Source organism: Paenibacillus sp. J22FR83 (assembly GCF_059691955.1).
On the sequence record NZ_JCAUAM010000003.1, the window covers coordinates 453815 to 474345 of the forward strand.

At 44.8% G+C, this 20531-nt stretch carries 18 protein-coding genes; 11 read left to right on the plus strand and 7 right to left on the minus strand.

Translation table 11 applies throughout. The features are described 5' to 3' along the window. Positions 1 to 150 precede the first annotated feature (150 nt). Both AC58PV_RS07730 and AC58PV_RS07735 read left to right on the plus strand, forming a co-directional pair. Positions 151 to 1797, plus strand: coding sequence for a hypothetical protein (locus tag AC58PV_RS07730; RefSeq protein ID WP_497431687.1), 1647 nt, complete (start codon positions 151 to 153; stop codon positions 1795 to 1797). Between the two features lie 24 nt (positions 1798 to 1821). Beyond that, positions 1822 to 2781, plus strand: coding sequence for an acetylxylan esterase (locus AC58PV_RS07735; RefSeq protein WP_497431688.1), 960 nt, complete (start codon positions 1822 to 1824; stop codon positions 2779 to 2781). Between the two features lie 108 nt (positions 2782 to 2889). Here AC58PV_RS07735 and AC58PV_RS07740 read toward each other — a convergent pair whose 3' ends face one another. Beyond that, positions 2890 to 3096: a YrzA family protein gene (locus AC58PV_RS07740; RefSeq protein WP_497431689.1), complete on the minus strand. Its 207-nt coding sequence runs from the start codon at positions 3094 to 3096 to the stop codon at positions 2890 to 2892. Between the two features lie 181 nt (positions 3097 to 3277). Between AC58PV_RS07740 and AC58PV_RS07745 the strand changes: the two genes are divergently transcribed. The 5 genes from AC58PV_RS07745 to AC58PV_RS07765 all read left to right on the plus strand — a co-directional run bounded on the left by AC58PV_RS07745 (position 3278) and on the right by AC58PV_RS07765 (position 10786). Further along, complete coding sequence (locus AC58PV_RS07745) at positions 3278 to 5032, plus strand: ABC transporter ATP-binding protein (RefSeq protein WP_497431690.1); 1755 nt, start codon at positions 3278 to 3280, stop codon at positions 5030 to 5032. After that, a complete protein-coding gene (locus AC58PV_RS07750) occupies positions 5016 to 6836 on the plus strand; it encodes an ABC transporter ATP-binding protein (RefSeq protein WP_497431691.1) in 1821 nt (606 codons plus the stop codon). The genes AC58PV_RS07745 and AC58PV_RS07750 overlap by 17 nt, the downstream gene beginning before the upstream one ends. 85 nt (positions 6837 to 6921) lie before the next feature. Then, entirely contained in the window at positions 6922 to 9135 is a 2214-nt protein-coding gene (locus AC58PV_RS07755; protein WP_497431692.1) for a GDYXXLXY domain-containing protein, read from the plus strand. Positions 9136 to 9171: 36 nt separating this feature from the next. Continuing rightward, complete coding sequence (locus AC58PV_RS07760; protein ID WP_497431693.1) at positions 9172 to 10038, plus strand: EamA family transporter; 867 nt, start codon at positions 9172 to 9174, stop codon at positions 10036 to 10038. Between the two features lie 109 nt (positions 10039 to 10147). Beyond that, on the plus strand, positions 10148 to 10786 hold the full coding sequence (locus tag AC58PV_RS07765) for a hypothetical protein (protein ID WP_497431694.1): 639 nt from the start codon (positions 10148 to 10150) through the stop codon (positions 10784 to 10786). 165 nt (positions 10787 to 10951) lie between these two features. On the opposite strand, the gene AC58PV_RS07770 is transcribed toward AC58PV_RS07765, so the two are convergent. The 5 genes from AC58PV_RS07770 to AC58PV_RS07790 all read right to left on the minus strand — a co-directional run bounded on the left by AC58PV_RS07770 (position 10952) and on the right by AC58PV_RS07790 (position 14498). Next, entirely contained in the window at positions 10952 to 11107 is a 156-nt protein-coding gene (locus AC58PV_RS07770; RefSeq protein ID WP_497431695.1) for a hypothetical protein, read from the minus strand. Between the two features lie 4 nt (positions 11108 to 11111). After that, positions 11112 to 12347, minus strand: a complete 1236-nt coding sequence (locus AC58PV_RS07775; protein WP_497431696.1) for a threonine synthase — start codon at positions 12345 to 12347, stop codon at positions 11112 to 11114. Positions 12348 to 12381: 34 nt separating this feature from the next. Then, the gene (locus AC58PV_RS07780; RefSeq protein ID WP_497431697.1) at positions 12382 to 13128 is read right to left on the minus strand and encodes a YheC/YheD family protein; all 747 of its coding nucleotides are present in this window, start codon (positions 13126 to 13128) and stop codon (positions 12382 to 12384) included. After that, entirely contained in the window at positions 13121 to 13522 is a 402-nt protein-coding gene (gene panD, locus AC58PV_RS07785; RefSeq protein WP_497431698.1) for an aspartate 1-decarboxylase, read from the minus strand. The genes AC58PV_RS07780 and panD overlap by 8 nt, the downstream gene beginning before the upstream one ends. Positions 13523 to 13733: 211 nt before the next feature. Then, positions 13734 to 14498, minus strand: a complete 765-nt coding sequence (locus AC58PV_RS07790) for a sulfite exporter TauE/SafE family protein (RefSeq protein WP_497431699.1) — start codon at positions 14496 to 14498, stop codon at positions 13734 to 13736. 184 nt (positions 14499 to 14682) lie between these two features. Here AC58PV_RS07790 and AC58PV_RS07795 point away from each other — a divergent pair, with 184 nt between their 5' ends. After that, positions 14683 to 16008 (plus strand): MFS transporter, encoded by a 1326-nt coding sequence (locus AC58PV_RS07795; protein WP_497431700.1) that lies wholly within the window; start codon positions 14683 to 14685, stop codon positions 16006 to 16008. A gap of 85 nt (positions 16009 to 16093) precedes the next feature. Beyond that, complete coding sequence (locus AC58PV_RS07800; protein ID WP_497431701.1) at positions 16094 to 16528, plus strand: GNAT family N-acetyltransferase; 435 nt, start codon at positions 16094 to 16096, stop codon at positions 16526 to 16528. Positions 16529 to 16614: 86 nt separating this feature from the next. Here the strand turns inward: AC58PV_RS07800 and AC58PV_RS07805 are convergent, their stop codons facing one another. Beyond that, on the minus strand, positions 16615 to 17511 hold the full coding sequence (locus AC58PV_RS07805; RefSeq protein WP_497431702.1) for a helix-turn-helix transcriptional regulator: 897 nt from the start codon (positions 17509 to 17511) through the stop codon (positions 16615 to 16617). A 146-nt stretch (positions 17512 to 17657) separates the two neighbouring features. On the opposite strand from AC58PV_RS07805, the gene AC58PV_RS07810 reads away from it, so the two are divergent. Both AC58PV_RS07810 and AC58PV_RS07815 read left to right on the plus strand, forming a co-directional pair. After that, on the plus strand, positions 17658 to 18791 hold the full coding sequence (locus AC58PV_RS07810) for a Gfo/Idh/MocA family protein (RefSeq protein ID WP_497431703.1): 1134 nt from the start codon (positions 17658 to 17660) through the stop codon (positions 18789 to 18791). A gap of 39 nt (positions 18792 to 18830) precedes the next feature. Next, positions 18831 to 20501, plus strand: a complete 1671-nt coding sequence (locus tag AC58PV_RS07815) for a DUF4091 domain-containing protein (RefSeq protein ID WP_497431704.1) — start codon at positions 18831 to 18833, stop codon at positions 20499 to 20501. The last annotated feature ends 30 nt before the right edge of the window (positions 20502 to 20531 follow it).

A 20531-nucleotide genomic window follows, 5' to 3' on the forward strand; every position in this document is an offset into this window, starting at 1 on the left:
ACACATGGCCTTTTCCCCATAACTTCGCATTGACGCTACATTTATTAACATATAAAATTGGTGAAGTGAAACGTTTCAATTCGAGAATTTGCCTGATAACTTAATATTAAACCAATAGGCTACATATGTTTTTTAATAGGAGATGACAATTTGACTACGATCCAGCAACGCCAAGACGAAATTATTGCGAATATTGCGCAGGCAGCTTATAAACAACCCATTCTGAGTAATGGTTTTCTATTTGAAGGGGACGTGCGTGACAATTTCTATTACGCATCTTATCTTTTTGCGGCATCGGTGGATACCGCGATCACCTTCGAAGGTGATCGGATTGCAGCGAAGGCTAAAGCAGAGAGTGTTCTTCTTCATTTACTCCAGATTCAAGATCAAGATCCTGCCAGCAGCACTTATGGTCACTGGCCTCTGAACTTAAGACCATCGCCTCAAGAGGCGTCCAAGAATACATTGCCAGTCGAGCTTATGGGCAGCTTGATGGTTTATTTTGCGCAGCGTTATCAAGAGCAGTTGAGCGAAGCGCTCCGTGTAGCGTTTGATACAACGCTTCGCCATATTTACGAGAGCAACTTCTATCGGAAACCGCTCTCAAGTTATGGTCATCACGAAGCGAAATATACAGCTGCGAAGCTTATTTTCGGACAACGCTATGGGGACGCCGCTTTAGTTCAAGATGGATTCGAAAGTCTCCAATTGACACGCCAAAGAGTCATTGCTAATGGGATGACGGAATACGGCGGACTGCCATGGTTCTGGCATTGGGTGCAGGCGTTCACTTGTGCGTGGCAGTTGATCCAAGATACCGAAATCCGTAGTGAACTCGCTCGCATGCTCGACTATTTATGGAGCGAGCGAGCAACGTTCTACTTAGGTGGCGCTTGGGTAGGGCCGCATGCACGGATTTGGCCGCATGACATGCCTAAAGATACGAATGTCCTGCACGATTATGTGCAATATGGGGATTTCAAGCTGCCGGCTCACATGCCAAGAACCGAGTATGCGGGTTTTCTAGCGTATGAAGCGCCGGCGCAAACCATTCAAACAGCCTTGCATCGGTCATCGGTACCCGTTGAAATCAAGCGGCAAATACCTAAACAAATCGGTCAAGCACAGCATGAGAATGATCATCTGCATAGTTATGTATATATCACAGAAAGCTTTGCAATGGGCGGGATGTGGGAACGAATTCGTGAATTTGATAATGAACAACATCGCTGGGACATCGCTTTTCCGCTTGATCACGTACAAGGTGTGAATCACGGTTATTTTTTCCATCCAGATTTGGAGCAGCCAGAAGGAGATTTGCGTCATCAAAGCGAATACACAGAAGTGCTTTTTCATAAGCAGGTTATTATGGCTTCCTATGACATTCCAACGGACCAGCCTGGTTACATCAAAGGTTGTTTGCCTCTAGGGGAGTGGGTAGAGACACCTAATGGACTGTTTGGACAAGTAGGTAACGTTTACATGGCTGTTTATATCCAGCAAGCGTTCAAACGAGAAGTGCTGGAGGATCGTTGTTTTGTAACTAGTCAAGGTAGAAGGAATGCAGTCGTCGTCGAATGCGTTGATCAGTCACATGCAGAATTACTTGGGATTCGCGATATTCACCATTTTGCCCAATTGATGAATGACAAGCAACCTACATACGGTGCAAATAACACGATTACCTATACGTCTTTATTGAATCAAGCGTTGTTGTTAAGCGGCGATCTGGCGCAGGGAATAAGTAAACTTATTAATGGTGAAGTCATCGATTTCACTTCCTATACGGTCGCTTAAAATCGTAGAAATGAGGATGGACACATGCCAGCAATTGATTATCCGTTAGAAAAGCTACACACGTACGAAGGACGAAATCCAAGACCCGAAGATTTTGACACGTATTGGGAGCGTGCAATCGCTGAAATGAAGGCGATAGATCCCCAAATCGAGCTTCGCCCTAGTGAGTTTCAAGTACCGTATGCGGACTGCTTTGATCTGTATTTCACAGGTGTGAAAGGCGCTCGCATTTACGCGAAATATGTTCGCCCGAAGAATGTGACAGAACCGCATCCAGCGATTGTTCAGTTCCATGGCTACTCAGGTAATTCTGGCGATTGGAACGATAAGCTTTCTTACGCAGCACTTGGCTATTCTTTCTTCTCCATGGATTGTCGTGGTCAAGGCGGATTCTCAGAGGATGTTGGCGGAACCAAAGGGACGACGCTGAGAGGACACATCGTGCGAGGATTGGATGATCACCCGGATCAACTCCTGTTCCGCGACATTTTCTTGGATACTGCACAGCTTGCTGGTATCGCGATGAGTATGCCTGAAGTTGACCCTGCACGCGTAGGTGCTATGGGAGGTTCGCAAGGTGGTGCTTTAACGATTGCTTGTGCAGCGCTTGAGCCACGAATTAAGAAACTAGCACCCGTCTATCCTTTCCTAAGCGACTATAAGCGCGTGTGGGAGATGGATCTAGCGAAGGATGCTTATCAAGAGTTGAAGGACTTCTTCCGTCGTCATGACCCACAGCACAAACGCGAGGAAGAATATTTCACGAAATTGGGCTACATAGATATTCAAAACTTAGCTAATCGCATTCAAGGTGAAGTGATGATGGGTGTAGGTCTTATGGACACGGTATGCCCGCCGTCTACCCAATTTGCTGCATATAATAAAATCACGGCTACCAAAAAATTAGAAATCTTCCCGGATTTCGGACATGAAGGATTACCAGGTTTCGGTGATTTGACTTTCCAATTCATGTCGGATCTTTAAAAAATTAAAACCACTCTCATTCCAAAGATGCGAGTGGTTTTTTGCGCGCAGCCTGGGGCTCGCGATATTGTCTCGGTGTACCACCGATCTTTTTTGAGCAGCTGATTGTTATTTCACTTTGAAATGAACCACTGCACTGTAGAGCATTTTAACTGCATTGGGGTCGAAGACAGTGTGATGCTGAATCGCATATACATCAAGCATGAGCGCCTTGTTATTGTCGATTTGATCATTAATTTTCTTCTCCAGTGTTTTTAAATCATACGCCTGAAAAAACTCAATTTTATTTTCGATACGATCTAAAATAAAGTCCATGATCCTGCGCCTCCTATGGGTCTATGTAAATTTATGACGACTTCTCTTATTATAACGTCAATATCTGATATAGGAAGTAGAAGTGAATAGGCGTATACTGGGAAATGCGTGGATCGGACGTTAATAATACATGGGAAAACTTACAAGCGAGTCAAAATTAGTAATGGGAAGTGATGTCGTTTTGAAGCCTACACGGTTATTGGTTAATTTCTTGCGTAAGAATTGGCCGGTGTATGTGATCGCCGCACTCTTGATCTCGGTAGGGAATATTATTCACTCGTACTATCCTAAACTGCTAGGTATGTTTACGGATCAGCTCCAAAAAGGGGGACTAAACCCAAGTTTAATTGTGCAATACAGCGTGAAGCTGCTCATCATTGGTGTAGCCTTTGGTGTATTGTGCGCGATTGGCCAGTACATGATTATGCGGAGCGGCCGACGCTTCGAGTTCGAAACGAGAAATCGGTTATTTGATCACTTTACTCGGCTTGGAGCCACTTTTTATTCGCAAAATGGTGTGGGTAAGCTGCTGAGTTATGTGATGAATGATGTGACCGTTATTCGAGAATCCATTTCTTTGGGAATCAACCAAATTGTGAACTCGGTCATTTTAATTGCTGCTGCGATTGTTTCAATGTTATTTAGCTCCATCCCGCTGTATGTTATTCTGATCTGCATCGTGCCCTTATTACTTATTCCTGTGTTATCCGCTAAATTTCAACCAATCATCAAACAGCGTTCATTACAAGTTCAGGAAGCAATAGGAACAATGACGGAATCAGCCGAAGAGCAATTTGGAGGTATTCGTGTTGCGAAGAAATTCGCGGTAGAACCCATCATGATTGGCAGATTTAGTGAAACCGTAGATCGGATTCGTGACAAGCAGCTTCGTTTAGTCCGACTATCCTCGTTATTTGAAGCGTTAATCCCGTTTCTGGGTGCGGTATCGCTTATTATTGCGATTGCCTTCGGGGGCTATTTGACGATTCATGGGCGTATCACGATTGGTCATTTCGTTGAATTAACCTTGTATATCCGAATGATGGTGAATCCCTTACAGCAAATTGGGCGCGTAATTAATGCGCTGCAGCGCTCTCGAGCATCCTTGGAACGAGTCAATGAGCTGCTAGCGAAGGAGTCCGAAATTAAGCAGAATGAGCTTGCACAGCCAACGCATCTGGATCAGGAAGAGATTCGCATTGAGCATTTGTCATTTGCGTATCCAGATGACGAGGATGAAGTGCTTCATGATATCTCACTGACCATTGAACCAGGGAAATCGATCGGTATTATTGGCAAAACAGGCAGCGGGAAGTCCACATTGATGAAAATCATGCTGCGAATTTACGATCCGCCGGAAGGAACGGTATGGATTGGAGATAGCGATATCCGTGATGTGACACTGGAAAGTCTGCGGAATCAAATCGCTTATGTGCCACAAGAGGGCTTTCTGTTCAGCACATCCATTCGGGATAATATTGCCTTCTTCAAAAGGGAATCCTCTATAGAACAAGTGGAACGCGCTGCAAATAAAGCGCAAATTCTATCCAGTATCGTCTCATTTCCCGAAAAGTTTGAGACAAAACTAGGCGAACGCGGGGTCACCTTATCGGGTGGTCAACGCCAGCGAACGAGTTTAGCTCGAGGAATTATTAAAGATTCACCTCTGATGATTCTTGATGACAGCGTAAGCGCAGTTGATTCCGTAACGGAAAAACATATCATCGATGCGATTCGAAAAGAGCGATTGAACAAGACGACCATCTGGATTGCGCACCGCATTTCAGCACTTAAACACACGGATGAGATTATCGTGCTGCATGAAGGTAGGATTGTTCAACGCGGCACACATCATCAATTACTTGAACAAGATGGCTTGTATGCAGAGCTGTATGCCATCCAAGAAGGAGGTAGCGACGATGTTCAAGCGGAATAAACGTCCACAAGACCTCAATCAAACGAAAGCTTCCTTTCGTTCGCTAGCCATTTACGCTAAACCGCATAAGCTCACGTTTGCAACCGTTGTCGTATGTGCCTTATTAGGCATCGCGGCAGATTTATTTCAGCCCTATTTGGTCAAAATAGCGATCGACGATAATCTGATGATCGGCAAGAATGATTTCAACGCATTGATCATGATCTGCTTGCTATACGGGGGATTATCGATCTCAAGTATGTTTTTCAGCTATATTCAAAATAATCTGCTGCAATTCGCAGGTCAAAGCATTGTCGCCAAAATCCGCAAAGATTTATTTCAACATATTTTCAAACAATCGATGTCTTATTATGATAAAACGCCAAGTGGAAGCTTGATCACGCATGTGTCCAGTGATACGGAAACATTGAATCAGTTTTTCACACAAGTACTCCTCAGTTTAGTACGTGACAGCATGACGTTGATTTTCATTATCGTGCTCATGTATCATTTGGATCCGATGTTGACGCTGTATAGTATGATCGTGATTCCAATTATCGTACTTATTGCGGTGGGTTTCCGTTCTTATATGCGCAAAACGTATCAGCTATCACGATCCAAGCTATCTCAAATGGTAGCGTTCACAGCAGAGAACTTATCAGGCATGCACCTTATTCAAGCGTTTCATCAAGAGAAGGAGCAGATGAGTCGGTTTACGGATAAGAACACAGGCTATTTCCGAGCGAACTTAAGAGAGATCCGAACTAGTGTGTTGTTTAACCGCTCTTTTGACATTTTAGGTAATTTATCGATAGCTTTTATCACTTGGGTGGGCGGTATCGCCGTCTTTGATAAAGCGATTGAGTTTGGCGTACTTTACGCGTTCATTACGTATATTAGACAGTTTTTTCAACCTATCAATAATATCACCCAGCAATGGAATACACTTCAGTCTACACAAGTATCCATGAGTCGGATTTGGAATATTTTCTCGGCGAAACCCGAAGTTCAGGATAAAGAGGTTTCAGAATTGATTCCACTGGTTAATGTCCAAGGAGACATTCAGTTTGATCATGTTCATTTTGGATATCAGAAGGATACGGCAGTTATTGAAGATTTGGACTTACATATCGCTCCCGGTGAAATGATTGGGGTTGTAGGTACAACAGGTGCAGGTAAAAGTTCTCTGATCAGTCTGCTCTGTCGCTTCTATGACGTGCAGAGAGGTGCCATACGAATTGACGGCATTGATATTCGGGACATTTCCCAGACGGATCTCCATCGAACGATAGGGTTGGTCCAACAAGAGCCATATCTATATGCAGGCAGTATTTTTGAAAATGTAAGGATGTTCGACTCCACGATTTCACGTGAGACGGTCATTAAAGCTTGTAAATTGGTGGGTGCGGACGCACTTATTACACGGATGAAAGATGGGTATGATTCCCGTATTTCAGAGAGAGGCAGCGGGTTGTCGGCAGGTGAACGGCAATTGATTTCTTTTGCACGAATCATTGTATTCAAACCTAAAGTTCTTATTCTGGATGAGGCTACGGCGAATTTGGATTCACAAACCGAGCAGCTCATTCAAACAGCTTTGAACATTGTTGCTGAAGGAAGAACATCCATTGTGATCGCACACCGAATATCAACCATTATGCATGCTGACCGTATTATCGTCATGAGTCATGGGGAAATTGTTGAAGAAGGTACACACACCGAGTTACTTGCACGTCATGGTATTTATGAGCAACTGGCCCATCATTCACAAGGAAGTCATGTTTCAGAGAATGAAGCGGGCGGCCGAATGTCTTCTATAGGCTAATGATCAGGTACTAGGAATAGATAGTACTTCTCAAATCAGCGATGTCCTGTAAAATGAGAAGTAAGTCGAGGGGAGGGAAAACAGCATGAAATCCAACAAAATCATGATTCAACTTGGTTATGTACTAGGGGCTAGTGCTCTTTTAACTGCTATTGGTTACTTCTTTGCTTCTAACTGGGAGAAGCTGAACCGATTAGAGAAGTTTATTCCTATATTTGTACTTATATTGGGATTTTACGGGTTATCCGTTTGGCTTTCCCGCCAGGTGGGAAGGGAGTTTCTAAGTAAGCTAAGCTTGTTCGCCAGCTGTATTTCTTTCGGTGTGGGGATCGGGTTGATCGGTCAAACTTATAACTCACATGCAGACAGTTACAGTTTGTTTCTCGTATGGTCAATTCCAGCCATTCTGTATGCGATTCTTACAAGATGGCAGCCCTATTATGTCTTGAGCTATATACTTGGGCACCTTGCTTATGGATTGTTCTTCTTTCCCAAATGGGGCAGTTATTCCGAAGCCGAGGGTGTTACGCTCGTGATTTGGTTAGGGCTTTCGATCGTGAACGGTACCTTGTTTGTTCTGTTTGAGAAAGAGATCTTACATTCTCCCTTTCTCAAATGGGTGACTTTTCAGGCGACACTTTGTATCTTCGTAATCATGTCCGTGTCCCACACATTTGAGAATTATGGGATTTGGATGAACGTACCACTCATTGCAGCGCTGGCAGCGGCTATCTGGTATGCACATCGGACACAAAGTAAAGTCTATCTGCTGTTCGCAGGATTGTGGATTTCAGCCGCGATTACCACGAAGTATGTGGAATTGATTATTGAGTACCATAATGAACTCTTCTTTATTGTAAGTTTGTTGTTCATTATCGTTTTTATCGGTGCGAATGTGATGTTTATGAACTATGTTCGTGCTTGGAAGCCATCGACTGAGAAGATTGAGTCAGAAGCAACGGTAGAAGCCGAGGCACCGACCAAAAACGACGGAGACTTCAGCAAATGGATCGTACGTGTGCTTACGATTTCTGTCATTATCATCGGTTCCCTGTTAGGAAGTTTCACGCTGATTGGTCTTGTGACGGTTGTATTAGGATTTGATGAACCAGCAAATATACTGATCGGATACGGGTTTATCGCAGTGATAGGCATGTTGGCCGCGCGTAAGTTCAATGTCTTAGCTCGTTTTACGATTATGTTAAGCGGACTTATGTTGGGCACCGGCGCTTCGGTCGGTACAGAACAATCTGCGATGCTGCTCATCTATCTTGCCTTAACGCTTGCGGCTTTTGTATTGCTACAGGGGTTGATTACACGGATTCTCTTTTTCTTAGCCTCTATAATTATCCTTGCCTTCGTGTTATTTATATGGAACTATAGCGGCGTTGCCGTGATAAGCATGATTGCCGGATTACTATTCTTGCTCTTCGCAGGTGGTCAAGGAATTCATCCGGTGGCTTTCCGAAAGCCCATCCTGTATAGCAGTTTCCCTGCTTTCTTGTTAGCGCTGTTCTCTTTGACTTTTATGACGGAATCAGGGTGGTACTATGCCACGAATGTACTCTTCTTCATAATCGTTCTAGCGGCAATTCTGATAAGCAGGCAGCTTCATATCAAATGGATATTTGATTGGTCGATGGGTTTCTGGATAGCTTTCCTCGTCTACAAATATTACGATTTAGCGTGGAAGCTTCTGCATAAATCCATCAGTTTCGCAATCATCGGTATTCTGATCATTGGAATTACCGTGTGGATTGAGAAGAAGAAGGGTCTCCAAAAAGACGATGGCTCGCTTCAACAAACGGGTATTAGCCCGAATCGTTGGCTAATTGCATTATTAGTTGGACTTCAAATCGTAGCGATGTCTTTGCAAATTGGCAAGAGTGAATATCTTCTCAGTCATGGGAAGCTGATTAAGTTGCAGTTGCAGCCATTGGACCCGCGCTCCTTGATTCAAGGAGATTATGTTCGTCTGCGATATACGATTTCTGAGCCTGAGATTTATCAAGTCGTGGAAAAAATGACTTTCAAAGGTAAAATAACCGTCGTTCTTGGACCTAGTGGAACGTCTGATGTGTATGAGTTCCGCAGGGAGTACCGCGAGGGAGAACAACTTGCACCTGACGAAGTTCGGTTGAATGGTGAAAGAGAGGGCTATGAAGGGATTAAGTATGGCATCGAGAATTTCTTTATCCCAGAAGGAACGGGAAGAAGTTATGAACAAAATGCCAAATTTGCTGAAGTCAAAGTATCCGCAGGCGGGGATGCCATATTAGTCCGATTAACAGAAAAATAATATTCTCAGACAAGAAAGAATGAGGTAACGAACATCATGTGGCTGTTATTTTCTGTCCTCGCGGCGCTATGCTTTGGGCTGCGGGGAATTTTATATCATTGGTCAAGTCAGCAATCGCTGAATCGAAATGTATTACTTTGCGGTACTTTTGCTATGGGAGCAGTTGTCAGTTTAGCCTGTGCGCTGGTATGGAAGTCGGAATGGGAAGTTTCGGCGCTAATTGGGATCCAAATGGGCTTGTTCTCCTTCGGAGCCAATGCCAGCATGTTCAAAGGCTTCGCAGTAGGCAAGGCTTCTTTGGTCGCCATTTTGACAGGATTGCCATCGGTTGTTGTTGTACTATTCGCATATATTCTATGGGGTGAACGGCTGAACTTGCTTCAGCTGTTTGCCTTTGTTGTTATTGTCATTGGCATTTTATTCGTACGGTATTCCAATGATATTACGTTGAAAAACCTGCAGGGTGCAGGTTGGGGAGTCATCGCGCTGCTTTTATTTGCAGCCAACGATCTGTCAAGTAAATGGACAACCCTTGTGCATGCTTCCTTATTCCCGACACTGTTCTTTATGTTTGCAACAGGCACGATTTGTTTTGCCATATGGTGGTTGAAAGATAAGAAGAAGAAAGATCCGCAATCAACAATGCGAAACACGTGGACAGAACGTAAGACGTTCCTGTTCGGTATGGCTGTTGGCATTACGAATGTCATGGGAATGATTCTAATTATTCATGGTTTTGCGAACGGAATTACTGGATTAGTTTCAGCGGTGGTTGCTTTGAATGTACTGATCGTCCTGTTGTACACTCGATTTATTTTGAAGGACAAATTCTCGAAACTAGAACAATCTGGCCTTGCAATTGCAATGGTTGGCATCCTTATGATGAAGTTAGTTGCTTCTTGAAATCGGAACTCGGCATGTAAATTACAACATATACTTTCTGAACTGGCATAAATGCGTTACAATAGAGATATTCGTGCCATTAAGAATGATTCAGGAGGCTATAACGACAATGACAGACAAAGATATCGAAACACAAGCAACCGAAGAGATCGAAAATGATCCAGAACGTGAACAGGCCCAGATCATTATTACATGGTTCCAACATATCCAAGAAGTTGTGAAAGAACAATTCCCAGAGTATGAAGTTGATGGACAAATTGGCAATAATCCAACTTATGGTCCGATGTTTGCTTTTACACTCAAAAAAGACGAAAAGTCCACAGCTTGCGGATTTTTCTTAAATGAAATTATGCGTAACTTTCAAACGAATCCCAATGCAGGACTATGGATGTCCTCCTTCTTCGTTGATTTGTTGAGAAGCGAAGAGAGTCACCTTCTTCCGAATCCACCACAATCCGAAGATGAAGCCAAAGAACTGTTGGACAAGCATATTGTTCCTTATTGTGCAGGTGCTGTTCGTGCAGAGTTCCCTGATCAGAAGATCTACGTTGATCTTGAGCTGCATGAGGAACATGGCCCGGTTCTTGAAGCTGGATTTGTTGCTGTCGAAGATGGTAACAATACATGCGCACTTCCGCTTCAATACTTAATGACATTATACTTATTGAATCGTGACCCAGCAGAACCGTTGTTACAAGCGATGTACCGACTTTATGAGGAAAATAATTTAGGTCAGGCTAGTAATTAAAATACTAGTATAAAACAGCCAGGAGGTTAGCCTCCTGGCTGTTTTTACGTGTGGAAGCTGCGAGAAACCCGCCGCGGATCCAGCTGTAACGATGAAAAACACGCTTACAGCATGGAAGCTGCGAGAAACCCTCCGCGAATCCAGCTGTAACGATGAAAAACACGCTTACAGCATGGAAGCTGCAAGAAACCCGCCGCGAATCCAGCTGTAACGGTGAAAAACACGCTTACAGCGTGAAAGCTGCGAGAAACCCGCCGCGAATCCAGCTGTAACGGTGAAAAACACGCTTACAGCGAGAAAGCTGCGAAAACTCGCAGTCAAGCTATCAGCTCCGATACAGCATGAACTCATCATACGTCCGAATGATGGGAATGGCTGCGCTCGCCCCAAGCTTCGCATATTTCATCGCATGCGAAGTGTTGAACAGGACCACAGAGTCCGAGGGGCGAAGCCAGCCTCGGTCACTGAGGGCGAGCATCGCTGCCCATGTCGCCGCGCCTTCAGGCGAAGAGGAAATCCCTTCCGAGCCTAAGCTGCGAGTAGCTTGGGCAATTTGCTCCTTGGACACTGCGATGGCAGTTCCACCGCTTTGCTTGATAATGGACAGGAGCAGTTCCAAATCCGGTGGATTTGGAACACGCATCCCCGTTGGATTGGGAATAATTCGGTCCTCAACGGGCGGCGAAGCCGTGTCGCTTACACTCGTTCCCCCCAACGATGGCATCAAACCATCGAGAATAGGCTGACAACCCTCTTCTTGTACACAAACGAATCGTGGCATGTCGCCATCAATGAAGCCTAGTGTCTTCAATTCCAAGAAGGCTTTCCACATGCCAATAATGCCCGAACCGCCGCCCGTGGGATAGATAATCACATCAGGCAACGTCCAGCCTAGCTGCTCAGCGAGCTCAAGTCCCATCGTTTTTTTGCCTTCAACACGGCCGGGCTCTTTCAATGTGCCGACATTCACCCAGCCTTGATCTGCGCGGCCAGACTCGATGATCGCCGCGGCATCATGAATAAAGCCATCGACGAGTACCGTCGTTGCGCCATACATCGGGCATTCATCGACGATTAGCGAGGGACAGTCCATGGGGATGAACACAAATGCTTGAATGCCAGCTCTTCCTGCATAGGCAGCTAGCGCACTTGCTGCATTCCCGTTGGACGGAACTGCAGCTTTCGTTGCGCCGGCTTGTTTCAATAAGGAAACCGCCACCGAAAATCCACGTGATTTAAAACTGCCCGTTGGATTCTGTTCTTCACGTTTGATCCACAAGCGTTTGAGCGATAACTTGCTCTCCCAGTCTGGCAGTCGTAGCAGCGGCGTCCAGCCTTCACCAAGGGAAACAATATGGGATGGATCGTGAATGGGGAGTAGTTCGTGATATTTCCACATGGAAGGATACCGCGGCCCTAGAGAAGATTTCGTAAATGTTTGTGCGACATGCTCAAGATCATAATTAACCAATAAAGTGCCGCCGCATATGCATTTCATGTCTTGATAGCGGAAGGGCAGCCTGGCAGAACATCGTGAGCATTGTAGCTCCCATTGTTTCATATCTGGACCTCCTCAGCGTCTCTAATAGGAGTAATCATGTTGGTTTCCTACTAGCATGAAATGATTTGATTGTATGGTAGGCAGATTTATTAGGCAGTTTCAAGAATAGCTCGAGCATTGGGGCGAAGTTCACTTCAATAATCCAAACATGTCCTTGCTTATCGAAAGCCATGTCGATCCCCATCGTTTTGACCCAGCGGTAGGAAGGTCCGAGCTGATTAGCTGCAAGTAGGGCTACCGAGCGAAGCTCTGCAAGAAGTGATGACGTCCGCATGCCCTGGAGCTCAGAGCCTTGAATTGCTTTCTCTACGGTGACAACTCGACCGCCACTTCTACGAATATTGGTAATAATGTAGCCTTTGCCTGCTACTTTGGCCAACATGCCTGTCACTTGCCAGTCAGATTTCGTATGCCGTTGCACCATGACTCGTAAATCAAAGGGACGCCCGTTCTTGGTTGCAAGAGGGATCCGTTGTTGGATGATATTGGTATTGTTCATTTTTCTCTTAATAAATGGGGAAATGGCCTCATAATCTGAATAGGTTCGAGTTCTAGATCCATCCTGAACCTCATAGGATGAGTTTCCGGAAGTTCGGACCTGTATAACGCCATTGCCCCCATAGCTGCCAGTCGGTTTAATGATGACTTGACCATATTTGGATAGTAGTCGCACGAAACTACTCTCACTCAACCACTCTGTTTCGGGAAGATGAGCTTGCATTCTCTTTGATTTACGGAGGATTTTATGTTTGGTCCATTTACTTGTAGATAGATTACTCATGCGCTTTCTCTTCTTGCCTTTGAATAACAAAATCGTGTTCCTCTACTTGCAGGAGCTGGTTATGTTCATCTACAAAGACAACCTGCGGTTTGAGTGTGCGAATTTCTTCTTCGTTCATAAGTCCCATACTAAGAATAATCACGAGATCTCCTGGAGAGAAGAGGTGCGCAGGAGGGCCGTTCAATCCGATTTTACCGCAGCCATCTGGGGCGGGAATTGCATATGTTTTCCAACGAGTGGCATTGCGCAGACTAGTGACTTGAACCATTTCATACGGATGGATATTCGCCTTACGCATCAGTAATCCATCAATCGTAATACTCCCTACATAATCCAAATCGGCTTCCGTTACAGTCGCGCGATGTATCTTCCCTTTACACATTAGTCGCTGCATGTGCAGTAGCTCTCCTTTATGATCACATGTTGTTCTTCACAAGGTATGAGAGGGACTAGTCTCAAGGTGTAGGTAAGTGCCTATTTGCATGGAAAAATGGGCGCAGCACAATAGGAAATATTCATTTCATTTCCCGGGCAACCGCAGAATCTGACAAAGTAGTCCGAGTTCTCGCAAACAAAAAAGCAGAGCCAAGGGCTCTGCATCAACTTTAAATTAATTTAAGACCGCTAATTAATACCAAAGTGGCAATAATTGTACGAAGTACAGTTGTAGGTGCTTTCGTTGCAAGCATGCTGCCGATAAGAACACCGGGAATCGAACCTATCAGAAGATTAAATACAAGAGAGTAATTGACATTCCCCAGACTTGCGTGCAGGATTCCAGCTGTCGAGGAGAGTAGAAACGCATGTGCGATATCCGTACCTACGAGCTGTGCGGGCATCATTCGGAAGAAATATAGCATAGCAATGGCATATAAGGATCCAGAGCCAATGGATGTAAGTCCAACAATGAAGCCAAGAACGGCGCCAATCCCAATCGTCAACCAGCGTTTTTCCTCCAACGTTTGAAGCTGCCAGCGATTTTCCTTCAACCGATGCCCGAAGAAGACTTTGAACAGTGTTGCAAAAGCTACTAGAATCAACACATACCCGAGTGCGTGTTTGATGATGACTTCTTGATTATCGAAGAAAGAATCAAATAATTTCAGGAAAACGACAGCAACGATAACACCTGGAATACTGCCTAGGGCAAGCATTTTCACAAGTTTAAAATCAATTGTTTTCTGCCGCCAATGTTGAACCGTACCGAATAGCTTCGTAATCGAATTATAGAGAAGATCTGTTCCTACAGCTATGGAAGGATGAATACCAATTAAAATCAATATGGGAGTCAGCAAGGAAGCTCCGCCAACACCTGTCATTCCAACCAAAAAGCCAACAATTAAACCCATTAGAATAATACTCAAAGTCATGTTGTCATGTCCTCTTTTCATTACCCACTAAACATATTGGATTAATTTTAGTCCTGCAAAGGCTATTTGTAAAGAGAAATTTTCCAAACTTATCGCTATCCCGAGTAAATCGCTTGCTATTCATCAATTCTGGAATGGGGTACAATGGTTAGATGTGTCAAAGTCAGCTTAGGGAGGACAATACATGCGTAATCGAACTACCGTGATGGTCAGTATCGTGCTGGCCATGCTAGTCGCATCAATGGATACGACTATTGCCAATACTACGATGCCGATCATTGTGAATGACATTGGTGGAAACAGCCTATATGCCTGGGCATTTACTTCTTATATGGTGCTCTCTACGGTGCTTGCCCCTTTGGCAGGGCGACTATCGGATTTATTTGGGCGCAAACGGATCTATGCCGCGGGTATTCTGTTATTTCTAGGAGGCTCAGTCCTGTGCGGATTAGCTGATAGTATGGTGCAACTCATTATTTTCAGAGCAATCCAAGGGATTGGCGCTGGGGTGATGATGCCATTTCCATCTATTATTGCAGGAGATATTTACCCAGTGGAACAGCGGGGGAAAGTCCAGGCCTTTTTCACAGGAATGTGGGGATTAGCTGCGATTTTAGCTCCTACATTAGGAACGTTTTTTGTAACCTATTTGAATTGGCGCTGGATTTTCTTTGTGAATGTTCCCATATGTCTCATTGCCTTACTTGCCTTGCTCCCTTACAAAGAAGTGTATCAAGCGAAGAAATCTGTTATTGACTATTGGGGAGCACTCTTGTTTGCTGCGGGGATCTCATCCTTGTTGCTTACGACAGTGGTCGAATCCTATACCATCCTGTATGGCGTCGTTGGTGCTGTCTTGCTTATCGTATTCTTCCTCTATGAAAAAGGGCATGCTGCCCCAATCGTACCGATGACGTTGATGCGCAATAAGCCTGTGGCTTTGATGATAGCTGGCTCATTCCTTAGTTGTGCGGCCCTTTTCGGGACGTCCAGTTTTATTCCTTTATTTTTGCAAAATCAAGGGCACTCGCTGTTCATCAGTGGGATTGCGCTTCTCGGTACATCACTCGGCTGGATGGTTGTCGCTATTCCGAGCGGGAAATGGGTAATTCGCTTCGGTTATAAGCCGTTACTGTTAACGGGCAATGTGTTACTTGTCATCACCGCCATTCTCCTGTTCTTTATCCGTGAAGGCACCTCATTTGGTTACATATTCAGCGCACTTACCATGCTAGGCCTCTCGTTCGGACTCCTGTTTACGGTCTCAACAATTGGTGCTCAGCAGTTAGTCGAGGCCCATCAGAAGGGGATTTCAACTTCACTGCAGCTATTCGCCCGTAATATTGGAACGGCAGTCAGTGTCACGGTGATGGGTTCCATTGTTACCAAAGCGGACATCTTCTACACGGGCATTCACGGGATGTTCGTTTATGGGTTAATCGCAAGTGTTGTGGCTTTCGCAGTGCCGTTGGCGATCAGAACTACGAAGCAAGAGGGTTTGTCAGGATAGGAGCATGACACACGACGTCAGTTGACAGCCTGCACCCATTAGTAGAAAATTAGAGATATACGAATATAGAAAGAAGTGAGTGTACGTGCTGTTAAATGTGAAATCCCGACTTCATGAGGGGGATATTCAACAATTGCTTGGCTATAGTGTATTTCCAGATCCAGAAAGTCTTCAAGAAGCCGCCAGTCTCTATGAAAATAATGATAACATGTGGTTATTTGCCTATGAATCGGAAGGTTTGCCAGTCGGAATTATCGGCTTCGAGTTGAATGAGAAGCAAGAAATGACACTGCGTCACCTCGCTGTCGAGCCTGAGAGCAGAGGAGAAGGTTTCGGACGCGGCATGCTGCTTGAAATTATTGATGATATGCAGCCAGTGCGCATTACCGCGGAAACGGATGAAGATGCCGTGCAATTTTATCGCAACGTTGGATTCGTGATTCGTAGTCTTGGTGAGAAATACCCAGGCGTAGAGCGGTTCCTATGCACGTATGAGATTGAGGAAGAAGACGATGAATAAGGATCGATGTGTAAGAAAACAAATCCCGAGGAACTGCTTGTTGCAGCTTCTCGGGATTTTTGCATGCTATGAAGTAGAATAAGTGCCTACATACGGGATTTGACCGTTCTTGCATATTCGGATGGACTCATTAAGGTCGCTTTCTTAAACGCTTTGGAGAAATAATGAACGGAACTGAAGCCAAGTTTCCTGGAGATCTCAGTGAAATTATAGGTTTCCTCACGTATCAAAATTTTGGCTTGATCGATTTTTAATTTGGCGAAATACTCCATGAGCGTGTAGGTAGTATGCTTTTTGAAAAGGTCTTTGAGCTGCGTTTTGCCAACGCAGAACACTTGGCTGATTTCATTGAGAGTAAGCTGAGCGTCGATATGCTGCTCCATGTAGTTCATGACCCTGTTGGTCAAATCATGGACGGACTTCTCCTTAGCACCTGTAGAGAGAGGCGTTTCAGCTTCCGCATGAGCAGATTTACGCAATAGACGGACAAAGAGAATCTCTAGGTAGCTTTGAATCATTTGCTCACTACCTACAGGTGCATCTGGCCTGCGCACAAGAGGATGACCGAAGGGGAATTCGAACGCTTGTTGTCCCTCACGAACGATTTGGGCAAGGAGATTTCGTTCCTCATCTTCTAAATGCAGCACTTTTTGCTCAAAAAATTGCATAGCTTTCGAATGACAGTCGAACGTCATGACGATCAAATTAGGAGCTTTCCCTTTGGTCGCATAGAAGCTATGAAATTCATTGGGTCTATGAAAAATAATCGACCCCTGCTTCAGTAAATAACGCTGATCATCTGCATGAACTTCCACTTCCCCGCGATCGACATAGAGGAATTCCCAGAAATCATGTTTCTCCCCATTGAACGAATAGTCCTTACCAAACTCGAAGTAATGCATTGTAATCACTTTATTAATGACTAGACTCATTTTCAAATGTGTGCGCTGATACGCGGCGCTGTTCGTTTCGCTTATCGCCATGGGTGTCACTCCTGATCTTTCAATGCAATACGTATAGGTCTATCATAACACAGTAGAAAATACAAAAAAATCGGCTTTCAAGACAAAGAAAAGCCCCCGACCTTCTTTTATAATCAAGGTATCGCAAAGTTCGAGGGGGAGCTAGGATGAAGATAGGTGTAATTGGATATGGACTTAGAATTAGTCATGTGATTAGAGAAGTATTGAAGGCAGATGCGGACTGCCGGATCGAAGCGATTGTTGATGTACGTAAAGATCAGATTAAGGCCAAGTTACTTGAGCAAGGCTGGGATCACATTAAGTACTATGATACACCGGAACAAATGCTGGAGACAGAGCAGCTAGATGGGGCCATGATTGGCACACGCTGTAATCTGCATACAACAATGGGATTGAAAGTGCTACAACATGATCTACCCCTGTATATCGAAAAGCCAGTATCTACGAACTATGAGGATCTACTTCGGTTAAAGCAAGGTTATGAAGCATCCAAGTCGCCGGTTGTCGTATCCTTTCCATTGCGGGTAACTTCAATTGTGGAGCTGGTTAGGGACATCATTCAATCGGGTAAAATCGGAACGGTTGAGCATGTCCAAGCGATAAATAATGTACCGTATGGCCGTGTTTATTTTCAAAGTTGGTATCGGAATGAGGAGGAAACAGGCGGGCTATTTCTTCAAAAAGCAACGCACGATCTTGATTACATCCAAGCTATCCTTGGTCAAAGACCGATTACTGTCTGTGCGATGACATCCAAGCAAATTTTCAAAGGGAATAAATCTGCGGGGCTCAAATGTGTCGATTGTGAGGATAATCGTACTTGCCCAGAGAGTACTGTGAATGCTTCGGAACCACTAGATCCAACATGGCAATATTGCTGCTATGCAGAAGATACGGGGAATGAGGATTCCGGAAGCGCACTGTTTCAATATGAAAGCGGTATGCATATGTCCTACTCGCAGAATTTCTTTATTCGCAATGGGGCTGCGGCACGTGGAGCGCGGTTTATGGGGTACAAAGGTACAGTGGACTTCGATTTCTACACAGGCATAGTCAAAGTGCATATGCATCATACAGCGCGCGTGGAAACGTACGAAATCGGAGCAGGAAGCAATCATTTTGGCGGTGACGAGAAGCTGGCACGTAATTTCACGGAAATTATGAAAGGAACTGCAAGCTCAATCTCAACGTTAGATGATGGTTTAATGAGTGCTATGATGTGTATCAAAGCGCAAGAGTCTGCACGAACCGGGACATTCCAAGCCTTAAAGTGGGATTAATGACCCATTCTGGTTTTCTATTAAAGGGGGAAGATTCACATGGACAAAAAGATTACGTTTCAAACCATTTCCTTGAGTTCGTTGTCCAAAGTTTTTGCAGATGAAGCGCCACAAGAAGCGTCGTACAAGCAAGTATCTGCCTTGCGAGGAGAGCATTTCGCCTACCAAATTGCGTATACTTCCAATCAACAATTGAAAGACATTAAGGTAGAGATTCAATCGACATTGGGGCTTCCTTTTACAATTCGCGCTGTAGGTCTTGTTCCTGCCGAAATGCCTTGCTATGCGGACCATGATGAACACGTGCTGCGGACGATGCCTGGGTTGTATCCAGACCCGTTGTATCCACTTGAAGAATCAACTGTGACAGCACTTCCTGGTCAATGGCGATCCGTCTGGATTCATGTTGAACTGGATGCCTCTGTTGTTGCGGGCACATATAAGGTGCATGCAAGTTTCTTTTCACCACAAGGGGAGAAGCTAAGCGAAGAAGTGTTGGAGCTCACTGTACTCGCAGCTGCACTTCCAAAGCAGAAACTTATCCATACAGAGTGGTTTCATACGGATTGCATAGCGACGCATTATAACGTAGATGTGTTTAGTGAGGCGCATTGGTCACGCATTGGCCAGTTCCTTGAAACAGCGGTTAAGCACGGTATCAATATGATTCTGACTCCGATATTTACTCCGCCGCTAGATACCGCAATTGGTGGTGAGCGTCCAACTGTGCAGTTGATTGATGTTAGTGTTGTTGAAGGTAAGATCGATGCCAGTACGACATATACGTTTGATTTTGCAAAGTTAGAGCGATGGGTTGCGCTTTGTTTGAGCAAAGGTGTTGAATATTTTGAATTCGCGCATTTGTTCACCCAATGGGGTGCTAAGCATACGCCGAAAATTGTAGCTACAATGAATGGGATCGAACAGCGAATTTTCGGTTGGGATACAGATGCAGCAGGGGAAGGTTACGCTCAGTTCCTGGGTCAGTTCTTACCAGAACTGGATAAAGTTATTCGACGTCTAGGTATCGCATCATGCAGTTATTTCCATGTGTCCGATGAGCCTACCAAGGATCACTTGGAATCTTATCAAAATGCGAGTAATCTCGTGCGGAAGCTGCTTCCTCCCGATTATCCGATTATCGATGCACTGACGAATATCAGTTTCTATGAGCAGGGGATTGTTCAGAAGCCGATTCCATCGAACGACCATATTGAGCCTTTCCTTCAGGCAGGTGTTCCGGACTTATGGACGTATTACTGCTGTGTACAGTACAAAGAAGTATCGAACCGTTTCTTTAACATGCCGTCTGCACGCAATAGGATCATTGGCTTGCAGTTGTACAAGTTTGATATCCAAGGTTTCCTACATTGGGGTTACAATTTCTATTACTCCCAGTATTCCGTGAAACAATTGGATCCTTTTAAAGTAACAGATGCCTTGAATTCATTCCCATCGGGAGACAGCTTCGTCGTATATCCAGGAGAAACAGGGCCAATTGAGTCGATTCGGTTGGAAGTGTTCCACGAAGCACTGCAGGATTTACGAGCTTTACAATTGCTCGGGACGCTGATCGGCAAGGAGCGAACCATCGCCTTGATCGAAGAAGGTTTGGCAGAACCGCTCACATTTACAGTCTACCCGCGCAGTACAGAATGGATGCTCGATGTGCGCGAGCGAATTAATCAGGCGATTGCAACCTACAGTTGAATACGATTGGAACATGGAAAAGCTGCTCCC